The following is a 16,283-nucleotide window of genomic DNA, read 5'->3' as shown; positions in this document are numbered from 1 at the left end:
CCCTCTATCCAGGTGTGATCCTCCCCGGGATCACCGGACGGCACGGGCAGGAACGCTGCACGTGGACGCGGGGCAGACCCCTGACAGGGCTCGTCCACGCTCAGCCTCGTGGCCGTCGTCGGACGTGCCTCGTGCCGCTGCAGGGGGCGGCGCGGGGCACGTCCGGCACCTCAGGGGTGGACCCGGGGCTCACCCCGGCCGCGCGGCTCGGGTGTGGCGACCGGCGCTCAGGCGTGGTCGGGGAACCAGATGGCGATCTCCTGCTCGGCGGACTCCCGGGCGTCCGAGCCGTGCACGATGTTCTGCTGGACCGCCACGCCCCAGTCCCGTCCGAGATCACCGCGGATCGTCCCGGGCGCGGCGCCGGTGGGGTCGGTCGCGCCGGCGAGCGAGCGGAAACCGGCCACGCACCCCTGACCCTCGATGATCGCCGCCGTCACCGGGCCGGAGCTCATGAACTCCAGCAGCGGCTCGTAGAAGGGCTTGCCATCGTGCTCGGCGTAGTGCGCACCCAGCTGCTCACGGGTGGGCGTCAGGACGGCGAGCGCGGCCAGGGTGTAGCCCTTGGCCTCGATGCGGCGCAGCACCTCGCCGGTCAACCCGCGACGGTAGCCGTCGGGCTTGACGAGGACGAGGGAACGTTCGGTCTGGGTGGTGTCGGTCACGGCACCAAGGGTATGACGCCGCCCGGACCGGACCGGGTCAGGCCTCCAGGACGCCGAACCCCAGCAGCGCGAAGAGCACCAGCGCCAGCACGATCCGGTAGACCATGAACGGCGTGAACGTGTGCGTGGTGATGTAGCGCATGAACCAGGCGATGACGGCATACCCCACGCCAAAGGCGATCAGCGTCGCCGCCACGATCGGCCCCCACTGCGTGCCGGAGCCGACGGCGTCACCGGTGAACACCTTGACCAGCTGCAGCCCGCCGGAGGCCAGGACCGCGGGGATCGCGAGCAGGAAGGAGTAGCGGGCGGCGGCCTCACGGGTGTACCCCATGAACAGGCCGCCGGCGATCGTGCCGCCGCTGCGCGAGACGCCCGGCACCAGGGCCAGCGCCTGCCAGAGGCCGAAGGCCAGGCCGTGCCGCCAGGTCAGCTCCCGCAGCTCGCGTCGCTGGGCACCGACCCGCTCCGCGGCCAGGATGACCAGCGCGAAGACCAGCAGCATCGTGGCGGTGATCCACAGGCTGCGCAGCCCGGTCTCGATGCGGTCCTGGAAGAGCAGACCGAGGACGCTGATCGGGACGGTGCCGAGGATGACCCACCAGCCGAGCAGGGCGTCGGGGTCGGAGCGGGGCACCCGGCCCGTGAGCGAGCCGGTCCAGCGCCGGACGATGCGGACGATGTCACGCCGGAAGTAGATGAGCACCGCCGTCTCGGTCCCCAGCTGGGAGATGGCGGTGAAGGCCGCCCCCGGGTCGTCCACGCCCAGGAGGCGCCCGGCGATCGAGACGTGCGCGCTGGAGGAGATCGGGAGGAACTCGGTGAGGCCCTGGACGAGGCCGAGGATCATGGCGGTGAGCAGGTCCACCGGTCAGCCCACCCCGTCCTGGGCCGCACGCTGCGCGTCGAGCCGGTCCATCCGCAGACCCTGGCTCAGGCACAGCCACCACAGGACGCCGAAGAGGATGCCCACGACGAGCATGGCCGGGAGCACGATGCCGGACAGCAGCGTGAGCGCCTGGGCCGCCCAGCCCAGCGCGATGCCGGCGCGTCCGCGCAGGGCACCCGCGGCCACCACGCACAGCACCGCGATGCCCACCCCGCCCCACAGGTAGAGCGTGGCCCGGTCGTCGCCGGTGGTGCCCGCGAGCCGCCACGCCACCAGCGCCCCGAAGAAGACGGACATCGCCTGCGCGAGAAGGGTCGTGCCGCACAGGCGGCGGGTGAGGATGCCGGGAGTCACCGGGACATCCTCCCAGAACGACCCGGCCGGCCCGTCCAGGAAGCCACCAGCGGCACCGCATACCCTGGGCCTGAAGCGTCCCCGACGGAAACCCCCAGGAGCCGATCCATGCCCAGACCCGACCGCACCCCAGCCGGCGGCGACCGCGCCACCAAGGTGGCGAAGATCCAGAAGGCGGGGGCCGCCGCCGAGCGCCGCCGCAGCGGGATGATCTGGGGGGCCGCCGCTCTCGTCCTCGCCCTCATCGTGGGTGCGGTGGTCACGGCGGTCGTCCTCGACTCGCCCGCGACGGCCGACCTCGCAGGGGTGCAGGAGTACGACCACCAGGCGCTGGACCACACCGCCACCCCCGTCGAGTACGACCAGACGCCGCCCGCCGGCGGCCCGCACCACCCCGCGTGGTGGAACTGCGGCGTCTACGCCGACCCCATCCCGGACGAGCACGCGGTGCACTCCCTCGAGCACGGCGCGGTCTGGCTCACCTACCAGCCGGACCTGCCCGCCGACCAGATCGCCACCCTCGAGGATCTCGGCGACCAGGACTTCATGCTGGTCAGCCCGCACCCCGACCAGGAGTCCCCCGTGGTGGCCACCGCCTGGGACCACCAGCTGAGCCTGGACACGGCCGACGAGAGGACCCTGCAGGCCTTCGTGCGCGCGTACAAGCAGGGCCCCACCGCGCCCGAGCCCGGCGCCGCGTGCACCGGGGGGACGGTCACCGACCTGGTCAATCGCTCGTGACCACCCAGGACCCGGACGGCGAGGGGCCGGTGGGCACGCCCCCGGAGGGAGCGGCCGGAGAGCCCGGTGGGGGGTCAGCGGCGCAGGAGGCGGGGCCGACGCCCACCGCGGTGCCGGTCCGTGACCGCTGGCGCAGCTTCGGCGCCCCGATGCTCGCCGCCCTCATCATCCCGACCCTGTGCCTGGGGGTGCTGCTGGGCTGGCTGGCCTTCGGGGACCGGTCCCCCGGGGAGGGCAGCGTCGACGCCGGTTTCGCCCGCGACATGAGTGAGCACCACGCGCAGGCGACGCAGATGTCGCTGCTGGTGATGGCGCGCTCGGACGACGAGGCCGTGCAGCGCGTGGCCCAGGACATCGTCAACAACCAGGAGTTCGAGCGCGGCATGATGGCGACCTGGCTCGAGGACTGGGGCCTGCCCCGCGCCCGCACCGGGGAGCGGATGCAGTGGATGTCCGGTCACGACCACACGGAGATGGAGCTGCCCGCCGGCGTGCCCATGCCGGGGATGGCCGCGCCCTCCGAGATCCAGGCCCTCACCGACGCTACCGGCGAGGAGGCGGAGGTTCTCTACCTGCAGCTCATGACCACCCACCACATGTCCGGCGTGGAGATGGCGCAGGCGGCCCTGGATGCGGACGACCCGCGCGTGCGTGCCGCCGCCCAGCGGATGATCGACACCCAGGCCAGCGAGGTCTCGCTCATGCGCGACATGCTCGCCGACCGTGGCGCCGAGCCGCGCGAGGACGTGGACGCCTGGCTGGCGCAGGCCCGCTCGCACGGCGGGAGCGGCGAGGACGGCAGCGACGACGAGGGCTCCGACGACGGCTCCGGCAGCACCCATGAGGACGGCCACTGAGCGACCGGACGCGCGTTCCTGACGGTTATCCACAGGTATGGGGCCCGCCCCCGTGTGGAAAAGCGTCAGGAACGCGCGTCCGGTGTGGCAGGAACGCGCGTCCGGTCAGGTGGTGGTGACGCCGAGGAGGGCGCGCACCTCGGCGGCGGTGGTCACCGAGCCGGTCGCGAGCACCGCTCCCCCGGGGCCCGCCTCGTCCGCGAGGCCGGCGGCGACGTCCAGGGCCTCGGGGAGGTCGGCGACGACCGTCACGCGGTCCTCGCCGAAGAACTCCGCGACGAGCTCGCCGAGGCGGGCCGGGCGGATCGCCCTCGGCGAGGTGGTGCGGGAGACCACGACGTGGTCGAGGACCGGCTCCAGCGCCCGGACCATCGGCTCGACGTCCTTGTCCTCCAGGACGCACAGCAGCCCCACGAGGCGGGTGAAGGTGAACGACTCCTCCACGCCCTGGACCAGCGCGTCGACCCCGCCGGGGTTGTGCGGCGTCGACGACCACGGTGGGCGAGCGCCGGACGATCTCCAGCCGGCCCGGTGAGGTCACCCCCGCGAGCCCGGCCCGGACGACCTCGTCGCTGAGCGGCTGCTCACCCCCACCCACGAAGGCCTCGACCGCCGCGATCGCCGCCGCGGCGTTGTGCGCCTGGTAGGGACCGAAGACCGGCAGGAAAAGGTCGGTGTAGTCACCGGCGAGGCCCCGGACCGAGACGAGCTGGCCGCCCACGGCGACCTCGCGCGAGAGGACGCCGAAGGACACGCCCTCGGCCCTCAGGTCGGCCCCGACGGCGTCGGCCCGGTCGACGAGCACGCTCATCGCCTCGGGCTCCTGGACGCTGACGACGGCGATCGACCCCCCCTTGACGATCCCGGCCTTCTCGGTCGCGATCTCCTCGACCGTGGAGCCCAGCAGCCGGGTGTGGTCGATCGAGATCGGGGTGACGACCGCGACGACCCCGTCGGCGACCGACGTCGCGTCCCACACGCCGCCCAGGCCCACCTCGACCACGGCCACGTCGACGGGAGCGTCGGCGAAGGCCGCGTACGCCAGGCAGACCACGACCTCGAAGTAGGTCATCCGCACCCGGCGCTGCGGGTCCTCGTCGGCCATCGACTCGGCGTCGACCATCTCGATGAACGGGAGGACGTCGTCGTAGGTCGCGATGAACCGCTCGATCCCGATCGGCTCCCCGTCCAGGCTGATCCGCTCGCGCATGTCGTGCAGGTGGGGACTGGTGAACCGCCCCGTGCGCAGCCCCATCTCGCGCAGCAGCCGCTCGACCATCCGGGTCGTGGACGTCTTGCCGTTGGTGCCGGTCAGGTGGATCATCGGGAAGGCCCGCTGGGGGTCGCCCAGCAGCTCCATCACCCGCGTCACCCGGTGCAGGGTCGGCTCAGGCATGTGCTCGGGCGTGCGGGCGAGGATGGCCTCGACGACCTCGGCGTAGCGCGCCTCCTGCTCCGGGCTGGCCTCCTCGGGCCCGGTGCCCGACCGGGGGACCGCGGCCCCCGCCTCCAGCGGCAGCTCGTTGCCCTCGAAGAACCGGTCGTCACTCATCGCGTCTCCACCTTGCTGATCATCAGGTCGACCGTGCGCCCGCCGTCGAGCGTCGCCGAGGTCCGGTATGCCGTGGGGCGGGGCTGGGTGCTGCCGTCGGGGTCGGTGCCACCGCCCAGGCTGGGCCGCCGGTGCCTGGGCAGCGGCGTGCCGGCGCCCGCGGCCCCGAACTGCACCGCCAGCGTCTCCTCCATCACCAGGCGCTGGTGCTCGGTGGCGGCCTGCCACACCTCGTCGTCGCCCACCACGGTGAGGCTGATCCGGTCGGTGATCTCCAGGCCGGCGTCCTTGCGCGCACCCTGCACGGCGCGCACCAGGTCACGAGCCAGACCCTCGCGCTGCAGCTCCTCGGTGACCTCGGTGTCGAGCACGACGAAGCCACCGCCCGGTCCGCGCAGCATCGTCGTCGCGCGCGAGCCGCCCTCGCCGCCGTCCGCCACGACCGTCTCCAGGGTGTACTCCCCCTCGTGCAGCGTCAGACCGCCGCTGGTGACGGTGCCGTCCTCGGCCACCGACCAGTTCCCGGACTTGCTGCCCCGGATGGCCGCCTGCACGTCCTTGCCCAGCCGCGGCCCGGCCGCGCGGGCGTTGACGGTGAGCCGCTGCTCCACCAGGTGCGCGGAGGAGGATGCCTCCTCGCTGTCCAGGTCGAGCACCACCACCTCCCGCACGTTGACCTCGTCCTTCACGATCCCGGTCAGGAGGGGGTAGCGCGTCAGACCCTCGGACGACGCGGTGGCGACCGTGAGCGAGGCCAGCGGCAGCCGCACGCGCAACCGCTCCGCCTTGCGCAGCCCCAGGGCTGCGGAGCACACCTCACGGACGGTGTCCATGGCCGCCACGAGCTCGGGGTCCTCCGGCAGGTCCGCCACCGCCGGCCAGTCGGTGAGGTGCACCGACTCACCCCCGGTGAGGCCGCGCCATACCTCCTCGGTCGTGAGCGGCAGCAGGGGCGCCGCGACGCGGCACACGATCTCGAGCACGGTGTAGAGGGTGTCGAAAGCCTCCCGGTCCTCGGCCCAGAAGCGGTCCCGGGAGCGCCGGATGTACCAGTTGGTGAGGACGTCCACGAAGTCCCGGATGGTGTCGCAGGCAACCGCGATCTCGTTGGCGTCGTAGGCCGCCTCCGCGGATTGCACGAACTCCCGGGTCTTGGCCAGGACGTAGCGGTCGAGCTCGTGCGTGGACGAGGTCGACCACCGGGCCTGGTAGCCCGCGGCGTTGGCGTAGAGACCGAAGAAGTACCACGCGTTCCACAGCGGGATCATGGTCTGGCGCACCCCGTCGCGGATGCCCTGCTCGGTGACGATGAGGTTGCCGCCGCGCAGGATCGGGCTGGACATGAGGAACCAGCGCATCGCGTCCGCGCCGTCCCGGTCGAAGACCTCGCGCACGTCCGGGTAGTTCTTGAGCGACTTGGACATCTTCTGCCCGTCGTTGCCCAGGACGATCCCGTGCGAGATGCACTCGCTGAAGGCCGGCCGGTCGAAGAGGGCCGTGGCCAGGATGTGCAGCGTGTAGAACCAGCCGCGGGTCTGCCCGATGTACTCCACGATGAAGTCGGCCGGGAAGTGGTGCTCGAACCAGTCGGCGTTCTCGAACGGGTAGTGCACCTGGGCGTAGCTCATCGAGCCGGAGTCGAACCACACGTCCAGCACGTCCTCGACCCGGCGCATGGTGCTCCGCCCGGTCGGGTCGTCGGGGTTCGGGCGCGTCAGCTCGTCGACGAAGGGCCGGTGCAGGTCGACCTGGCCGTCGCGGTCCCGGGGCAGGGTGCCGAAGTCGCGCTCGATCTCCTCCAGCGACCCGTAGACGTCGATCCGCGGGTAGGCCGGGTCGTCCGAGCGCCAGACCGGGATCGGGCTGCCCCAGAAGCGGTTGCGCGAGATCGACCAGTCGCGGGCGTTCTCCAGCCACCGGCCGAACTGCCCGTGCTTGACGTGCCCGGGGACCCAGGTGATCTCCTCGTTGGTCCGCAGCATGTCGTCCTTGATGGCCGTCACCTCGACGAACCAGGACGACACCGCCTTGTAGATGAGCGGCTGCTTGCACCGCCAGCAGTGCGGGTAGGAGTGGGCGTAGGTCTCCCGCCGCAGCAGCACGGTGCCCTCGGTGACCGAGCCCTGGTCGAGCAGGTCCGGGTGCTCGGCCGTGCGGGGCAGCTGGTTGAGGGTGGCCGCCCGCAGGTGGTCCTGGATCGGGGCGTTGGCGTCGAAGACGAGCATGCCGGTGTACTCCCCCACCGGGTGCATGAAGGTGCCGTCCACGTCAACCGGCATGACCGGCTCGATCCCCTCCCGGTCGGTCACCACCTTGTCGTCCTCGCCGAACGCGCCGGCGGTGTGCACCAGGCCGGTGCCGTCCGTGGTCGTCACGAACTCGGCGACGACGAGCCGGTGCGCCCGCTCCCACCCCTGGTAGTAGCCGAACGGCGGGACGTAGGCGCGGTCCACGAGGTCGGCGCCGCGGAAGGTCGCGAGCACCTCGGGGTCATCCCCGAGCTCGGCCTGGTATGCGGCGAGCCGCTCCTTCGCGAGGAGGTACCGATCCCCCTGCGCCTCCGCCCCGGCGCCGGGCAGCGGTGCGCGCACCACGACATACTCCACGTCCTCCCCGACCATGACCGCCAGGTTCGCCGGCAGGGTCCACGGGGTGGTCGTCCAGACGAGCACCAGCGCACCCGTGAGCGGGTCGGTCTCCGGGCCGGCCCCGTCGGGCCCGGGCAGCAGCCGCATCCCCACGGTCACGGCCGGGTCCTGCCGGACCTGGTAGACCTCGTCGTCCATGCGCAGCTCGTGGTTGGACAGCGGCGTCTCGTCGTTCCAGCAGTAGGGCAGGACGCGGAAGCCCTCGTAGACCAGCCCCTTGTCGTAGAGGCTCTTGAAGGCCCAGAGCACCGACTCCATGAAGGAGACGTTGAGCGTCTTGTAGTCCTGCTCGAAGTCGACCCAGCGCGCCTGCCGGGTGACGTAGTCCTCCCACTGCTGGGTGTACTTCAGCACCGACTCGCGGCACTTGGCGTTGAAGGCCTCCACGCCGAGCTCGAGGATCTCGTCCTTGGTCTTGATGCCCAGCTGGTCCATCGCCTCCAGCTCGGCCGGCAGCCCGTGCGTGTCCCAGCCGAAGCGGCGCTCGACCCGCCGGCCCCGCATCGTCTGGTAGCGCGGCACGACATCCTTGACGTAGCCCGTGAGCAGGTGGCCGTAGTGCGGCAGACCGTTGGCGAAGGGCGGCCCGTCGTAGAAGACGTACTCGTTGGCGCCGTTCTCCCCCGCCTCGCGCGCCTCGACGCTACGGACGAAGGTGTCGTGCTCCTTCCAGTAGGCGAGCACCGCCTCCTCGATCTCCGGAAAGCGCGGCGAGCTGGTCAGCGCGTGGCCGGAGGTGCTGGCGAGCGGGTAGGCCATGGGTCGGCTCCTCGGTGGTGCGGTGGGTGGTGCGGTCCTCGGTCAGGTCTGTCCGTCGAGGACGACGCCCTCACCGTTCCCGTGCCGGGTCGGCGGGTGCCGCGGTACCACCTCGCTTGCGCACGTCCTGCCGCTCGGGCCGGTCGTGCACCACTCACTCGCGACGGCTGTGACGGGCCTGCCCCGTGCGGGTCTAGTGGGCGCACCCGCTGGCGACGGGGGCCTTTCTTCCGCAAGCTCGCCGCTGATGACGGCTCGGACGCTGCTGCCTCCCATGCTAGCCCGAACCAGTGGCGACCCGCCCCGGTCGCGCGTCCCTGCCGGCCCGGCTAGGTTGGCACGACCGCAGAAGGGGAGGCGATGGCGACGCAGACCGGTGCCGGACACAAGGCGCGCTCAGCCGCCTGCCCATCAGCGTGACGGTGGCCTACGGCCTCACCGCCCGGCCCATCACCTCCTGGGCCGACCTGCCCGCCTTCATGGCCAAGGGCATTGTCTGACCTGGCGCCGGTGCTGGTGCTCTTCTTCGCCGCCGCGCAGTTCATCGCGTGGTTCTCCTGGTCCAACCTGGGCACCGTGCTGGCGGTCGGGGGCGCCAGCCTCATCGACAGCCTCGGCGTGCCTCCGATCGCCGTCATCCTGCTGGTCGTGCTGCTGACCTACCTGCTTAAGTGGGTGACCTTCTTCGTGCTCTGGTACGTCGTGGGGCTGCCCCTCGGCCCGGGCTCCCCCGTGCGCTGAGGCGCCCGGCGGGGACGGTCGACGGCCGACGACCCCAAGGACGTCACGACATACCGTGGGACTCATGCCCACCACCTCCGATCTGGACTCCCTGCTGCCCGGCCGCGTCGTCACCGACCCCGACATCCGTGCCGGGTACGCCGTCGACGCCTTCCCCCAGGCGCGGGCGATCGCCCCTGGGGAGTTCACGGTCGTCCGGGCGCGGGACCGGCAGGACGTGGTCACGACGCTGCGGTATGCCGCCCGGCACGGCATACCGGTCGTGCCCCAGGGGGGTCGCTCCTCCACCACCGGCTCGGCGTGCGCCGCGCCCGGCGCCGTCGTCCTGTCCACCGAGCGCATGAGCTCGATGCAGATCGATCCGGTGGAGCGCGTCGCGGTCGTCGGGCCCGGGGTCGTCAACCGGGACCTCAAGGCGGCCGCCGCCGAGCACGGTCTGGCCTACCCACCGGACCCGGCGAGCAGCGCGATGTGCACCATCGGTGGCAACATCGCCACCAACGCCGGCGGCCTGTGCTGCGTGAAGTACGGCGTGACCGCCGACTACGTGCGCGGGCTCGAGGTGGTCCTGCCCGGTGGCGAGGTGATGCGGACGGGGCGGCGGACGGCCAAGGGGGTGGCGGGCTACGACCTGACCGGTCTGTTCGTGGGGTCCGAGGGCACGCTCGGCGTGGTCACCGAGGCGGTGCTGCGCCTCGTCCCCGCGGGCGACCCGCCGCTGACCGTCCTGGCCGTCTTCCCCACTCTCGAGGCGACGATGGCGGGCGTGGCCGCCCTGCGGGACGAGCGGCACACCCCGAGCCTGGTCGAGCTGCTCGACGGGGCGAGCGTGGACGCCGTCCAGGCGTACGGCGACTACGGCTTCCCGCTCGGGGCCGGTGGTGTGCTGCTGGTGCAGTCCGACCGACCCGGTCACGCCGCGCAGGACGTGAAGGAGTATGCCGTCTCCCTCACCGCAGCGGGCGCCACCGAGGTAGCCGTGGCCGAGGACCGCACCGAGGCCGACCTGCTGCTCGAGGGACGGCGGGTGCTCAACCCGGCGCTGCGGGCCAAGGGGGACCGCTTCATCGAGGACGTCTGCGTGCCCCTCTCCAGGCTGGGTGACCTGGTCCTCGCCGTCCACGAGATCGCCGGCCTTCGCGGGCTGGAGGCAACCTGCGGCGGGCACGCCGGTGACGGCAACCTGCACCCGTGCTTCTTCTACGACCGCACGGACCCCGCCAGCGTCGCGGCGGCCGAGGGTGCCTTCGACGACCTCGTCCGGGCGGCCTGGGCGCTCGGCGGCACCCTCACCGGGGAGCACGGCATCGGTCAGCAGAAGCGGCCGTGGCTGGCCGAGGAGCTCGGCGAACCGGAGGTGGGACGTCAGCGTGCGATCAAGGCGGTCTTCGACCCGCTGGGGATCATGAACCCCGGCCGCGGCATCGCGTAGGGCCCCCGGGGCTGAGCCCCACGGTCGCGACCCGCCCGAGGGAGGCTGGAGACGGCACGATCCTGGGCATGACGATCTACGAGCCGGGCGAGCCGTTCCTGCGCAGCGAGGCCCTCGGCCGCGGGCTCTCCCGGCACCGGGTCGACGGCCCCGCCTACCACCGTCTGCTCGGCACGGTCCGGGTGGCGGCCTCGACCGAGCTCTCACCCCTGACGTTGCTGCGCGCAGCCCACCTGGTGGTGCCCGACGCTGTCGGGAGCCACCACACCGCCGCCCGTCTCTGAGTGGTGTGGTGCCGGACACCTCGGAGGTGCACGTGACGGTCGCGTCGATCCCGCCACCGAGCTCACCCTGGTCGACCTCGTGGTCGGCGACTCGTTGGTCCACCGGCGGGTGACGACACCGGACCAGCTGCTCGCCGCGGCGGAGCGGGCCGTCGGGCAGGGCGCGGCCCGCGCCCGGGACGGCGCCGCCCGGGTCCGCGCAGGGGCCGAGTCGGGTATGGAGACGGGGAGTCGGTTGCTCCTCGTCCTGGGTGGGCTCCCGGAGCCGCAGGTGAACCGGTGGGTGCTGGACGAGACGGGACGGGAACGCTACCGGCTCGACCTCCCCGACCCCGACCTGCTCCTCGCCTTCGAGTACGACGGCCGCCAGCACGCCCAGGACGCCCGTCAGTGGGGCTGGCCGGACGAGCCCCCCCGTCCTTCCGTCGGCACTTCCCCGGCGGCGCGGTGAGGGGCCGGGAGCTCGCGCTCCCGGCCCCTCGCCGGTGGTGGGCGTTCAGCGCCCCATGGTCACGTCAGGTGCGCGGGTCACCGTCCCGACCACCATCGACGTCGCGGTCGGCGGGCGGGGCACCGTCGTCGTGCGCCTGGTGCCGGCCCGGTGCGCGCCGGTGCGGCGGCTCGAGCGGGTCGGTGGCGCTGCCGGCACCGAAGCCGTTGTCGTCGGCGTCCGGGACCGCCTCGTGCCGCGGCCGCGGCCGACGACTCGGCGGCGGGTAGGGGTCGGTGGCGCTGCCCATCCCGAAGCCGTCGTCGTCGGGGTCGCCGTAGGGCGGGCCCTGCGGACGCTCGGTGACGGTGAGGCCGTCACCGGTGCGGAGGTCCTCGACGTCCACGCCCTGGGCGACGCGGTTGCGGCCCGTCGCGTCCACGAGCTGGTTCTCGTCGGCGATCTCCTCCAGGGCGATCTCCTTCTCGGCGTCCTCCTTGCCCAGCTCGAACAACCGCCCGGACGCCCGGTCGGCGAGGTACTCCTTCATCTCGCGCTTGATGGTCGGCAGCAGCATGTAGACACCGAGCAGGTTGACGAAGGCGCAGACGAACAGGAAGTTGTCGGCGAACGTCAGCACCTGGCCGAAGGTGAGGATGCAGCCCAGGACCGTGAAGGTGAGGAAGACGATGCGGTAGATGAGCGTCGAGGCGTGGGTGTCGCCGAAGAGGTAGTTCCACGCGCGCTGGCCGTAGTAGGACCAGGTGATGAGCGTCGAGATGGCGAAGAGGGCGACCGCGAAGGCCAGCAGCGTCGGGAACCACGAGATGTTCTCCCCGAACGCGTCGGAGGTGACCGTGACCCCGCCGACGCTGTAGTTGTCCGGGTCGTCGAAGTAGTTCTGCCGCTCCTGCTGGTAGAAGGTCGTGTTGGCGATGGTGATGGTCAGGGCCGTCATGGTGCAGACGACCACGGTGTCGATGAACGGCTCGAAGAGGGCGACGAAGCCCTCGGACACCGGACGGCGGGTCTTGACCGTCGAGTGCGCGATCGGGGCGGAGCCCAGGCCTGCCTCGTTGGAGAAGGCGGCCCGCGTCATGCCCACGACGAGCACGCCCACGATGCCGCCGGCCACGCCCTCGGCGCTGAAGGCCCCACCGATGATGCTCGTGACCGCCGCGGGGACCTCACCGAGGTTGGTGAGGATGACCCGATGCACGCGAGGATGTAGATGCCACCCATGAGCGGCACGAGCGTGGAGGTCACCCGCCCGATCGACTTGATCCCGCCGATGATGACCGCGCCCACGAGGCCGGCGATGACCAGGCCGGTGACCAGACCACCGGTGGTGGAGGACAGGAAGCCGGTGCCGTCGGGGTCCAGGACGGTGACCGCCTGTGCGTAGGTCTGGTTGGCCTGGAACATGTTGCCGCCGCCGACGCCGAAGAAGAGGATCGCGACGGCGAACAGGCCGGTGAGGAAGACGCCGACGAACTTGGGGAACCGGCTGAAGGCGACCGGCAGGTAGGTGAACGGGCCGCCGGCGACGCTGCCGTCCTCGCGGATGTGGCGGTACTTCACCCCCAGCGTGCACTCGGCGAACTTGGTCGCCATCCCGAACAGTCCGGCGAGGATCATCCAGAAGGTGGCCCCGGGCCCGCCCATGGTGACGGCGGCACCGACGCCGGCGATGTTGCCCAGACCGACGGTGCCGGACAGGGCCGAGGTCAGCGCCTGGTAGTGCGGGATCTCCCCGGGGTCGTCCGCCGAGGAGAACTTGCCGCGGATCACGTCGAAGGCCGTGGGCAGGCCGCGGACCTGGATGAAGCCGAGGTAGAAGGTGATGACGATCGCCGCCACCACCAGCCAGACCACGACGAAGGGGATGTCGGTCCTCGGGATGCTGACGAAGATGATGTCGCCGGACCACTTGGTGACGGTCGCGAAGTTCTCGTCCACCGCCTCCTCGAGGTTGGTGATCCACTGCGGGTCACGGCTCTCCAGGGCGTCCTCGGCTGCGCCCGCCACGGGCGTGAGTTGTCCGAACATGGAGATCAATGTCCGAGCCAGGACGCTCTCGCGCAACGGCTGGAGGCGTTTGTGAACGCATCGTGACCCTTTCTTGATCATTCCGTGATCTACGACCGGGCATAGTTGGGCGGCGGGGCGGGAGGCACCGTGGCGGGTCTGGGACAATGCCGGGTATGACGTCCGACCGCCGCCTCGACCCCCCGCGCCCGGCCACCCTGCCCGAGCGCCCCACCGTCGACGGTCTCGAGGAGCGCTGGGTAGAGGTCTGGCGGGACAGCGACCACTACACCTTCGACCGGGAGGCGGCCCTGGTGGCCGACCGGAGCCAGATCTTCGCGGTCGACACCCCGCCTCCCACCGCCTCGGGCAGCCTGCACCTCGGCCACGTCTTCGGCTACACCCAGGCCGACTGCCTGGCCCGCTACCACCGGATGACGGGCAAGCACGTGTTCTACCCCATCGGCTGGGACGACAACGGCCTGCCGACGGAGCGACGGGTGCAGAACTACTACGGCGTCCGCGGTGACGCGACGCTGCCCCACGACCCGGGCTTCATCCCGCCGCAGCAGGGTGGTGACGGGCGGAGCTCGAAGGCCGCCGACCAGGTGCCGGTCGGGCGGGCCAACTTCATCGAGCTCTGCGAGGAGCTCACGGTGATCGACGAGAAGGCCTTCGAGGACACCTTCCGTCGCCTGGGGCTCTCCCTGGACTGGACGGTGCAGTACCGCACCATCGACGACCGCTCCCGCACCGTGGCCCAGCAGGCCTTCCTGCGCAACCTGGCCCGGGGGGAGGCCTACTCCGCCGAGGCCCCGGGACTGTGGGACATCACCTTCCAGACCGCGGTCGCCCAGGCCGAGCTGGAGGCCCGCGACTACCCCGGCGCCTACCACCGGGTGGCCTACCACCGCACGGACGGCGGCGGGCCGGTGCACATCGAGACCACCCGCCCCGAGCTGATCTGCTCGGTCGTCGCGCTCATCGCGCACCCCGACGACGAGCGCTACCAGGAGCTCTTCGGCGCCACCGTCACCTCGCCCCTCTTCGGCGTGGAGGTGCCGGTGCTGGCCCACCCGGCCGCCGAGATGGACAAGGGCGCCGGCATCGCGATGTGCTGCACCTTCGGCGACATGACCGACGTGCAGTGGTGGCGCGAGCTCTCGCTGCCCACCCGCTCGGTCATCACCCGCAACGGTCGCCTGCAGGCCGAGACCCCCGGCTGGATCGCCGGCGGGCCGGGCGAGCAGCTGTATGCCGAGCAGCTGGCCGGGAGGACCACGCACGCCGCGCGGGAGGCGGTCGTGGCCGCCCTGCGCGAGTCCGGCGACCTGGACGGCGAGCCGCAGCGGACGCAGCGCAAGGCCAACTTCTTCGAGAAGGGCGACAAGCCGCTGGAGATCGTCACCAGCCGCCAGTGGTTCATCCGCAACGGGGGCAAGGACGAGGAGTTGCGGGCCGAGCTGCTGGGGCGGGGCGAGGAGCTGGCCTTCCACCCCGAGTTCATGCGCAACCGCTACCGCAACTGGGTGGGCGGCCTGAACGGCGACTGGCTGATCAGCCGCCAGCGCTTCTTCGGCGTGCAGATCCCCGTCTGGTACGCCGTGGACGCCTCCGGCGAGGTCGACTACGACACCGTCCTGGTCCCGGGTGAGGAGCGCCTCCCCGTCGACCCGATGTCCGACGTGCCCGACGGGTACGACGAGAGCCAGCGGGACCAGCCGGGCGGTTTCACCGGCGACCCGGACATCATGGACACCTGGGCGACCAGCTCGCTGTCCCCGCAGATCGCCGCGGGCTGGCCCACGCGGGGAGGCGACGGGCCGGGGTCCGACCCCGAGCTCTTCGCCAAGATCTTCCCCTTCGACATGCGCCCGCAGGGGCACGACATCATCCGCACCTGGCTGTTCGCGACCGTGGTGCGCGCCCACCTGGAGCACGCGTCGCTGCCCTGGACCGACGCCTACGTCAACGGCTGGATCCTGGACCCGGACCGCAAGAAGATGAGCAAGTCCAAGGGCAACGCCACGACCCCGCTGGGCATGCTCGAGGAGCACGGCACCGACGCGGTCCGCTACTGGGCGGCCGCAGCCCGCCCCGGCGTGGACACGATCGACGACCCCAACCAGGTCAAGGTCGGCCGTCGGCTGGCGATGAAGCTGCTCAACGCCAGCAAGTTCGCGCTCAGCTTCGGCGATCTGCCGGCCGGTGCCGACGGCGCTCCCGCCGACGCCGCCACCCTGGTCACCGAGCCGATCGACCGCTCGATGCTGGCCGGGCTCGCCGAGGTGGTCGAGCGGGCGACGGCCTCCTACGAGGCCTGGGACTACTCGACCGCCCTCGACCTCACCGAGGCCTTCTTCTGGACCTTCTGCGACGACTACCTCGAGCTCGTCAAGGAGCGCGCCTACGGCGGGGCCTTCGGGGAGGAGGCCGCGACCGACGGGGCGCCCTCGGCCGGCACCCTCTCGGCCCGGGCCGCCCTGCGGCTGGCCCTGTCGGTCCAGCTCCGGCTCCTGGCCCCCGTGCTGTCCTTCGCCGCCGAGGAGGTCTGGAGCTGGTGGCACGAGGAGGGCTCGTCGGTGCACGTGCAGCCCTGGCCGGTCGCGGCCGAGCTCGCCGCCGCGGTCAAGGGTGGCGACGTGGCGCTCCTGGGTGTGGTCGGTCAGGCCCTCACCGGTCTGCGCAAGGCCAAGTCGGAGGCCAAGGTCAAGATGCGGACCGCGATCTCCGCCGCGACCGTCGCCGGCCCCGCCGCCGACGTCGAGCGGGTGCGGGCCGCCCTGGGCGACCTGTCCGCGGCGGGCAAGGTGAGCGGGGAGATCGCGCTCGTCGACGGGGAGTCCCTGGAGGTCCGGGACGTCGAGCTCGTGACCGACGAGGTGCCCGCGTAGGGTCGGCCC

The 16,283-nt window shown here is 72.0% G+C and carries 13 protein-coding genes and 1 pseudogene; 7 read left to right on the top strand and 7 right to left on the bottom strand.

Annotated elements, in window-relative coordinates:
- Window positions 1–227 precede the first annotated feature (227 nt).
- The 3 genes from ndk to E3Z34_RS04400 are packed head-to-tail and all read right to left on the bottom strand — an operon-like array spanning window position 228 to window position 1,908.
- Window positions 228–665, bottom strand: a complete 438-nt coding sequence (gene ndk / locus E3Z34_RS04410; protein WP_134772620.1) for a nucleoside-diphosphate kinase — start codon at window positions 663–665, stop codon at window positions 228–230.
- Between the two features lie 37 nt (window positions 666–702).
- On the bottom strand, window positions 703–1,533 hold the full coding sequence (locus E3Z34_RS04405) for an undecaprenyl-diphosphate phosphatase (protein WP_420818973.1): 831 nt from the start codon (window positions 1,531–1,533) through the stop codon (window positions 703–705).
- Between the two features lie 3 nt (window positions 1,534–1,536).
- Window positions 1,537–1,908, bottom strand: coding sequence for a DUF4233 domain-containing protein (locus E3Z34_RS04400; protein WP_238695344.1), 372 nt, complete (start codon window positions 1,906–1,908; stop codon window positions 1,537–1,539).
- A 108-nt stretch (window positions 1,909–2,016) separates the two neighbouring features.
- Between E3Z34_RS04400 and E3Z34_RS04395 the strand changes: the two genes are divergently transcribed.
- Window positions 2,017–2,649 (top strand): DUF3105 domain-containing protein, encoded by a 633-nt coding sequence (locus E3Z34_RS04395; protein WP_134772619.1) that lies wholly within the window; start codon window positions 2,017–2,019, stop codon window positions 2,647–2,649.
- Window positions 2,646–3,506: a DUF305 domain-containing protein gene (locus E3Z34_RS04390; protein ID WP_134772618.1), complete on the top strand. Its 861-nt coding sequence runs from the start codon at window positions 2,646–2,648 to the stop codon at window positions 3,504–3,506. Before E3Z34_RS04395 ends, E3Z34_RS04390 begins: the two co-directional genes overlap by 4 nt.
- 105 nt (window positions 3,507–3,611) lie before the next feature.
- On the opposite strand, the pseudogene E3Z34_RS04385 reads toward E3Z34_RS04390, so the two are convergent.
- Both E3Z34_RS04385 and ileS read right to left on the bottom strand, forming a co-directional pair.
- Window positions 3,612–5,058, bottom strand: a pseudogene (locus tag E3Z34_RS04385) (bifunctional folylpolyglutamate synthase/dihydrofolate synthase).
- Window positions 5,055–8,465, bottom strand: coding sequence for an isoleucine--tRNA ligase (gene ileS, locus E3Z34_RS04380; protein ID WP_134772617.1), 3,411 nt, complete (start codon window positions 8,463–8,465; stop codon window positions 5,055–5,057). The pseudogene E3Z34_RS04385 and the gene ileS overlap by 4 nt, the downstream one beginning before the upstream one ends.
- Before the next feature lie 510 nt (window positions 8,466–8,975).
- On the opposite strand from ileS, the gene E3Z34_RS04375 reads away from it, so the two are divergent.
- The 4 genes from E3Z34_RS04375 (at window position 8,976) to E3Z34_RS04360 (ending at window position 11,373) form a co-directional block, all read left to right on the top strand.
- Window positions 8,976–9,206 (top strand): AbgT family transporter, encoded by a 231-nt coding sequence (locus E3Z34_RS04375; RefSeq protein WP_158288597.1) that lies wholly within the window; start codon window positions 8,976–8,978, stop codon window positions 9,204–9,206.
- 64 nt (window positions 9,207–9,270) lie between these two features.
- Window positions 9,271–10,638, top strand: a complete 1,368-nt coding sequence (locus E3Z34_RS04370) for an FAD-binding oxidoreductase (RefSeq protein WP_134772615.1) — start codon at window positions 9,271–9,273, stop codon at window positions 10,636–10,638.
- 68 nt (window positions 10,639–10,706) lie between these two features.
- Window positions 10,707–10,922 (top strand): hypothetical protein, encoded by a 216-nt coding sequence (locus E3Z34_RS04365; protein ID WP_134772614.1) that lies wholly within the window; start codon window positions 10,707–10,709, stop codon window positions 10,920–10,922.
- 109 nt (window positions 10,923–11,031) lie between these two features.
- Entirely contained in the window at window positions 11,032–11,373 is a 342-nt protein-coding gene (locus tag E3Z34_RS04360) for a hypothetical protein (protein WP_134772613.1), read from the top strand.
- A gap of 64 nt (window positions 11,374–11,437) precedes the next feature.
- Here E3Z34_RS04360 and E3Z34_RS19375 read toward each other — a convergent pair whose 3' ends face one another.
- Window positions 11,438–12,514 (bottom strand): alanine:cation symporter family protein, encoded by a 1,077-nt coding sequence (locus E3Z34_RS19375; protein ID WP_275106681.1) that lies wholly within the window; start codon window positions 12,512–12,514, stop codon window positions 11,438–11,440.
- Window positions 12,448–13,401, bottom strand: a complete 954-nt coding sequence (locus E3Z34_RS19370; protein ID WP_275106674.1) for an alanine:cation symporter family protein — start codon at window positions 13,399–13,401, stop codon at window positions 12,448–12,450. Before E3Z34_RS19370 ends, E3Z34_RS19375 begins: the two co-directional genes overlap by 67 nt.
- Window positions 13,402–13,556: 155 nt before the next feature.
- Here E3Z34_RS19370 and valS point away from each other — a divergent pair, with 155 nt between their 5' ends.
- A complete protein-coding gene (gene valS / locus E3Z34_RS04350) occupies window positions 13,557–16,274 on the top strand; it encodes a valine--tRNA ligase (protein WP_134772612.1) in 2,718 nt (905 codons plus the stop codon).
- Window positions 16,275–16,283: the final 9 nt, after the last annotated feature.

Origin of the sequence: Ornithinimicrobium flavum, assembly GCF_004526345.1 — a bacterium.
Lineage (GTDB): Bacteria > Actinomycetota > Actinomycetes > Actinomycetales > Dermatophilaceae > Ornithinicoccus > Ornithinicoccus flavus.
Note: the sequence above shows the minus strand (reverse complement) of the source record. Positions and strands in the feature narration are given on the sequence as shown.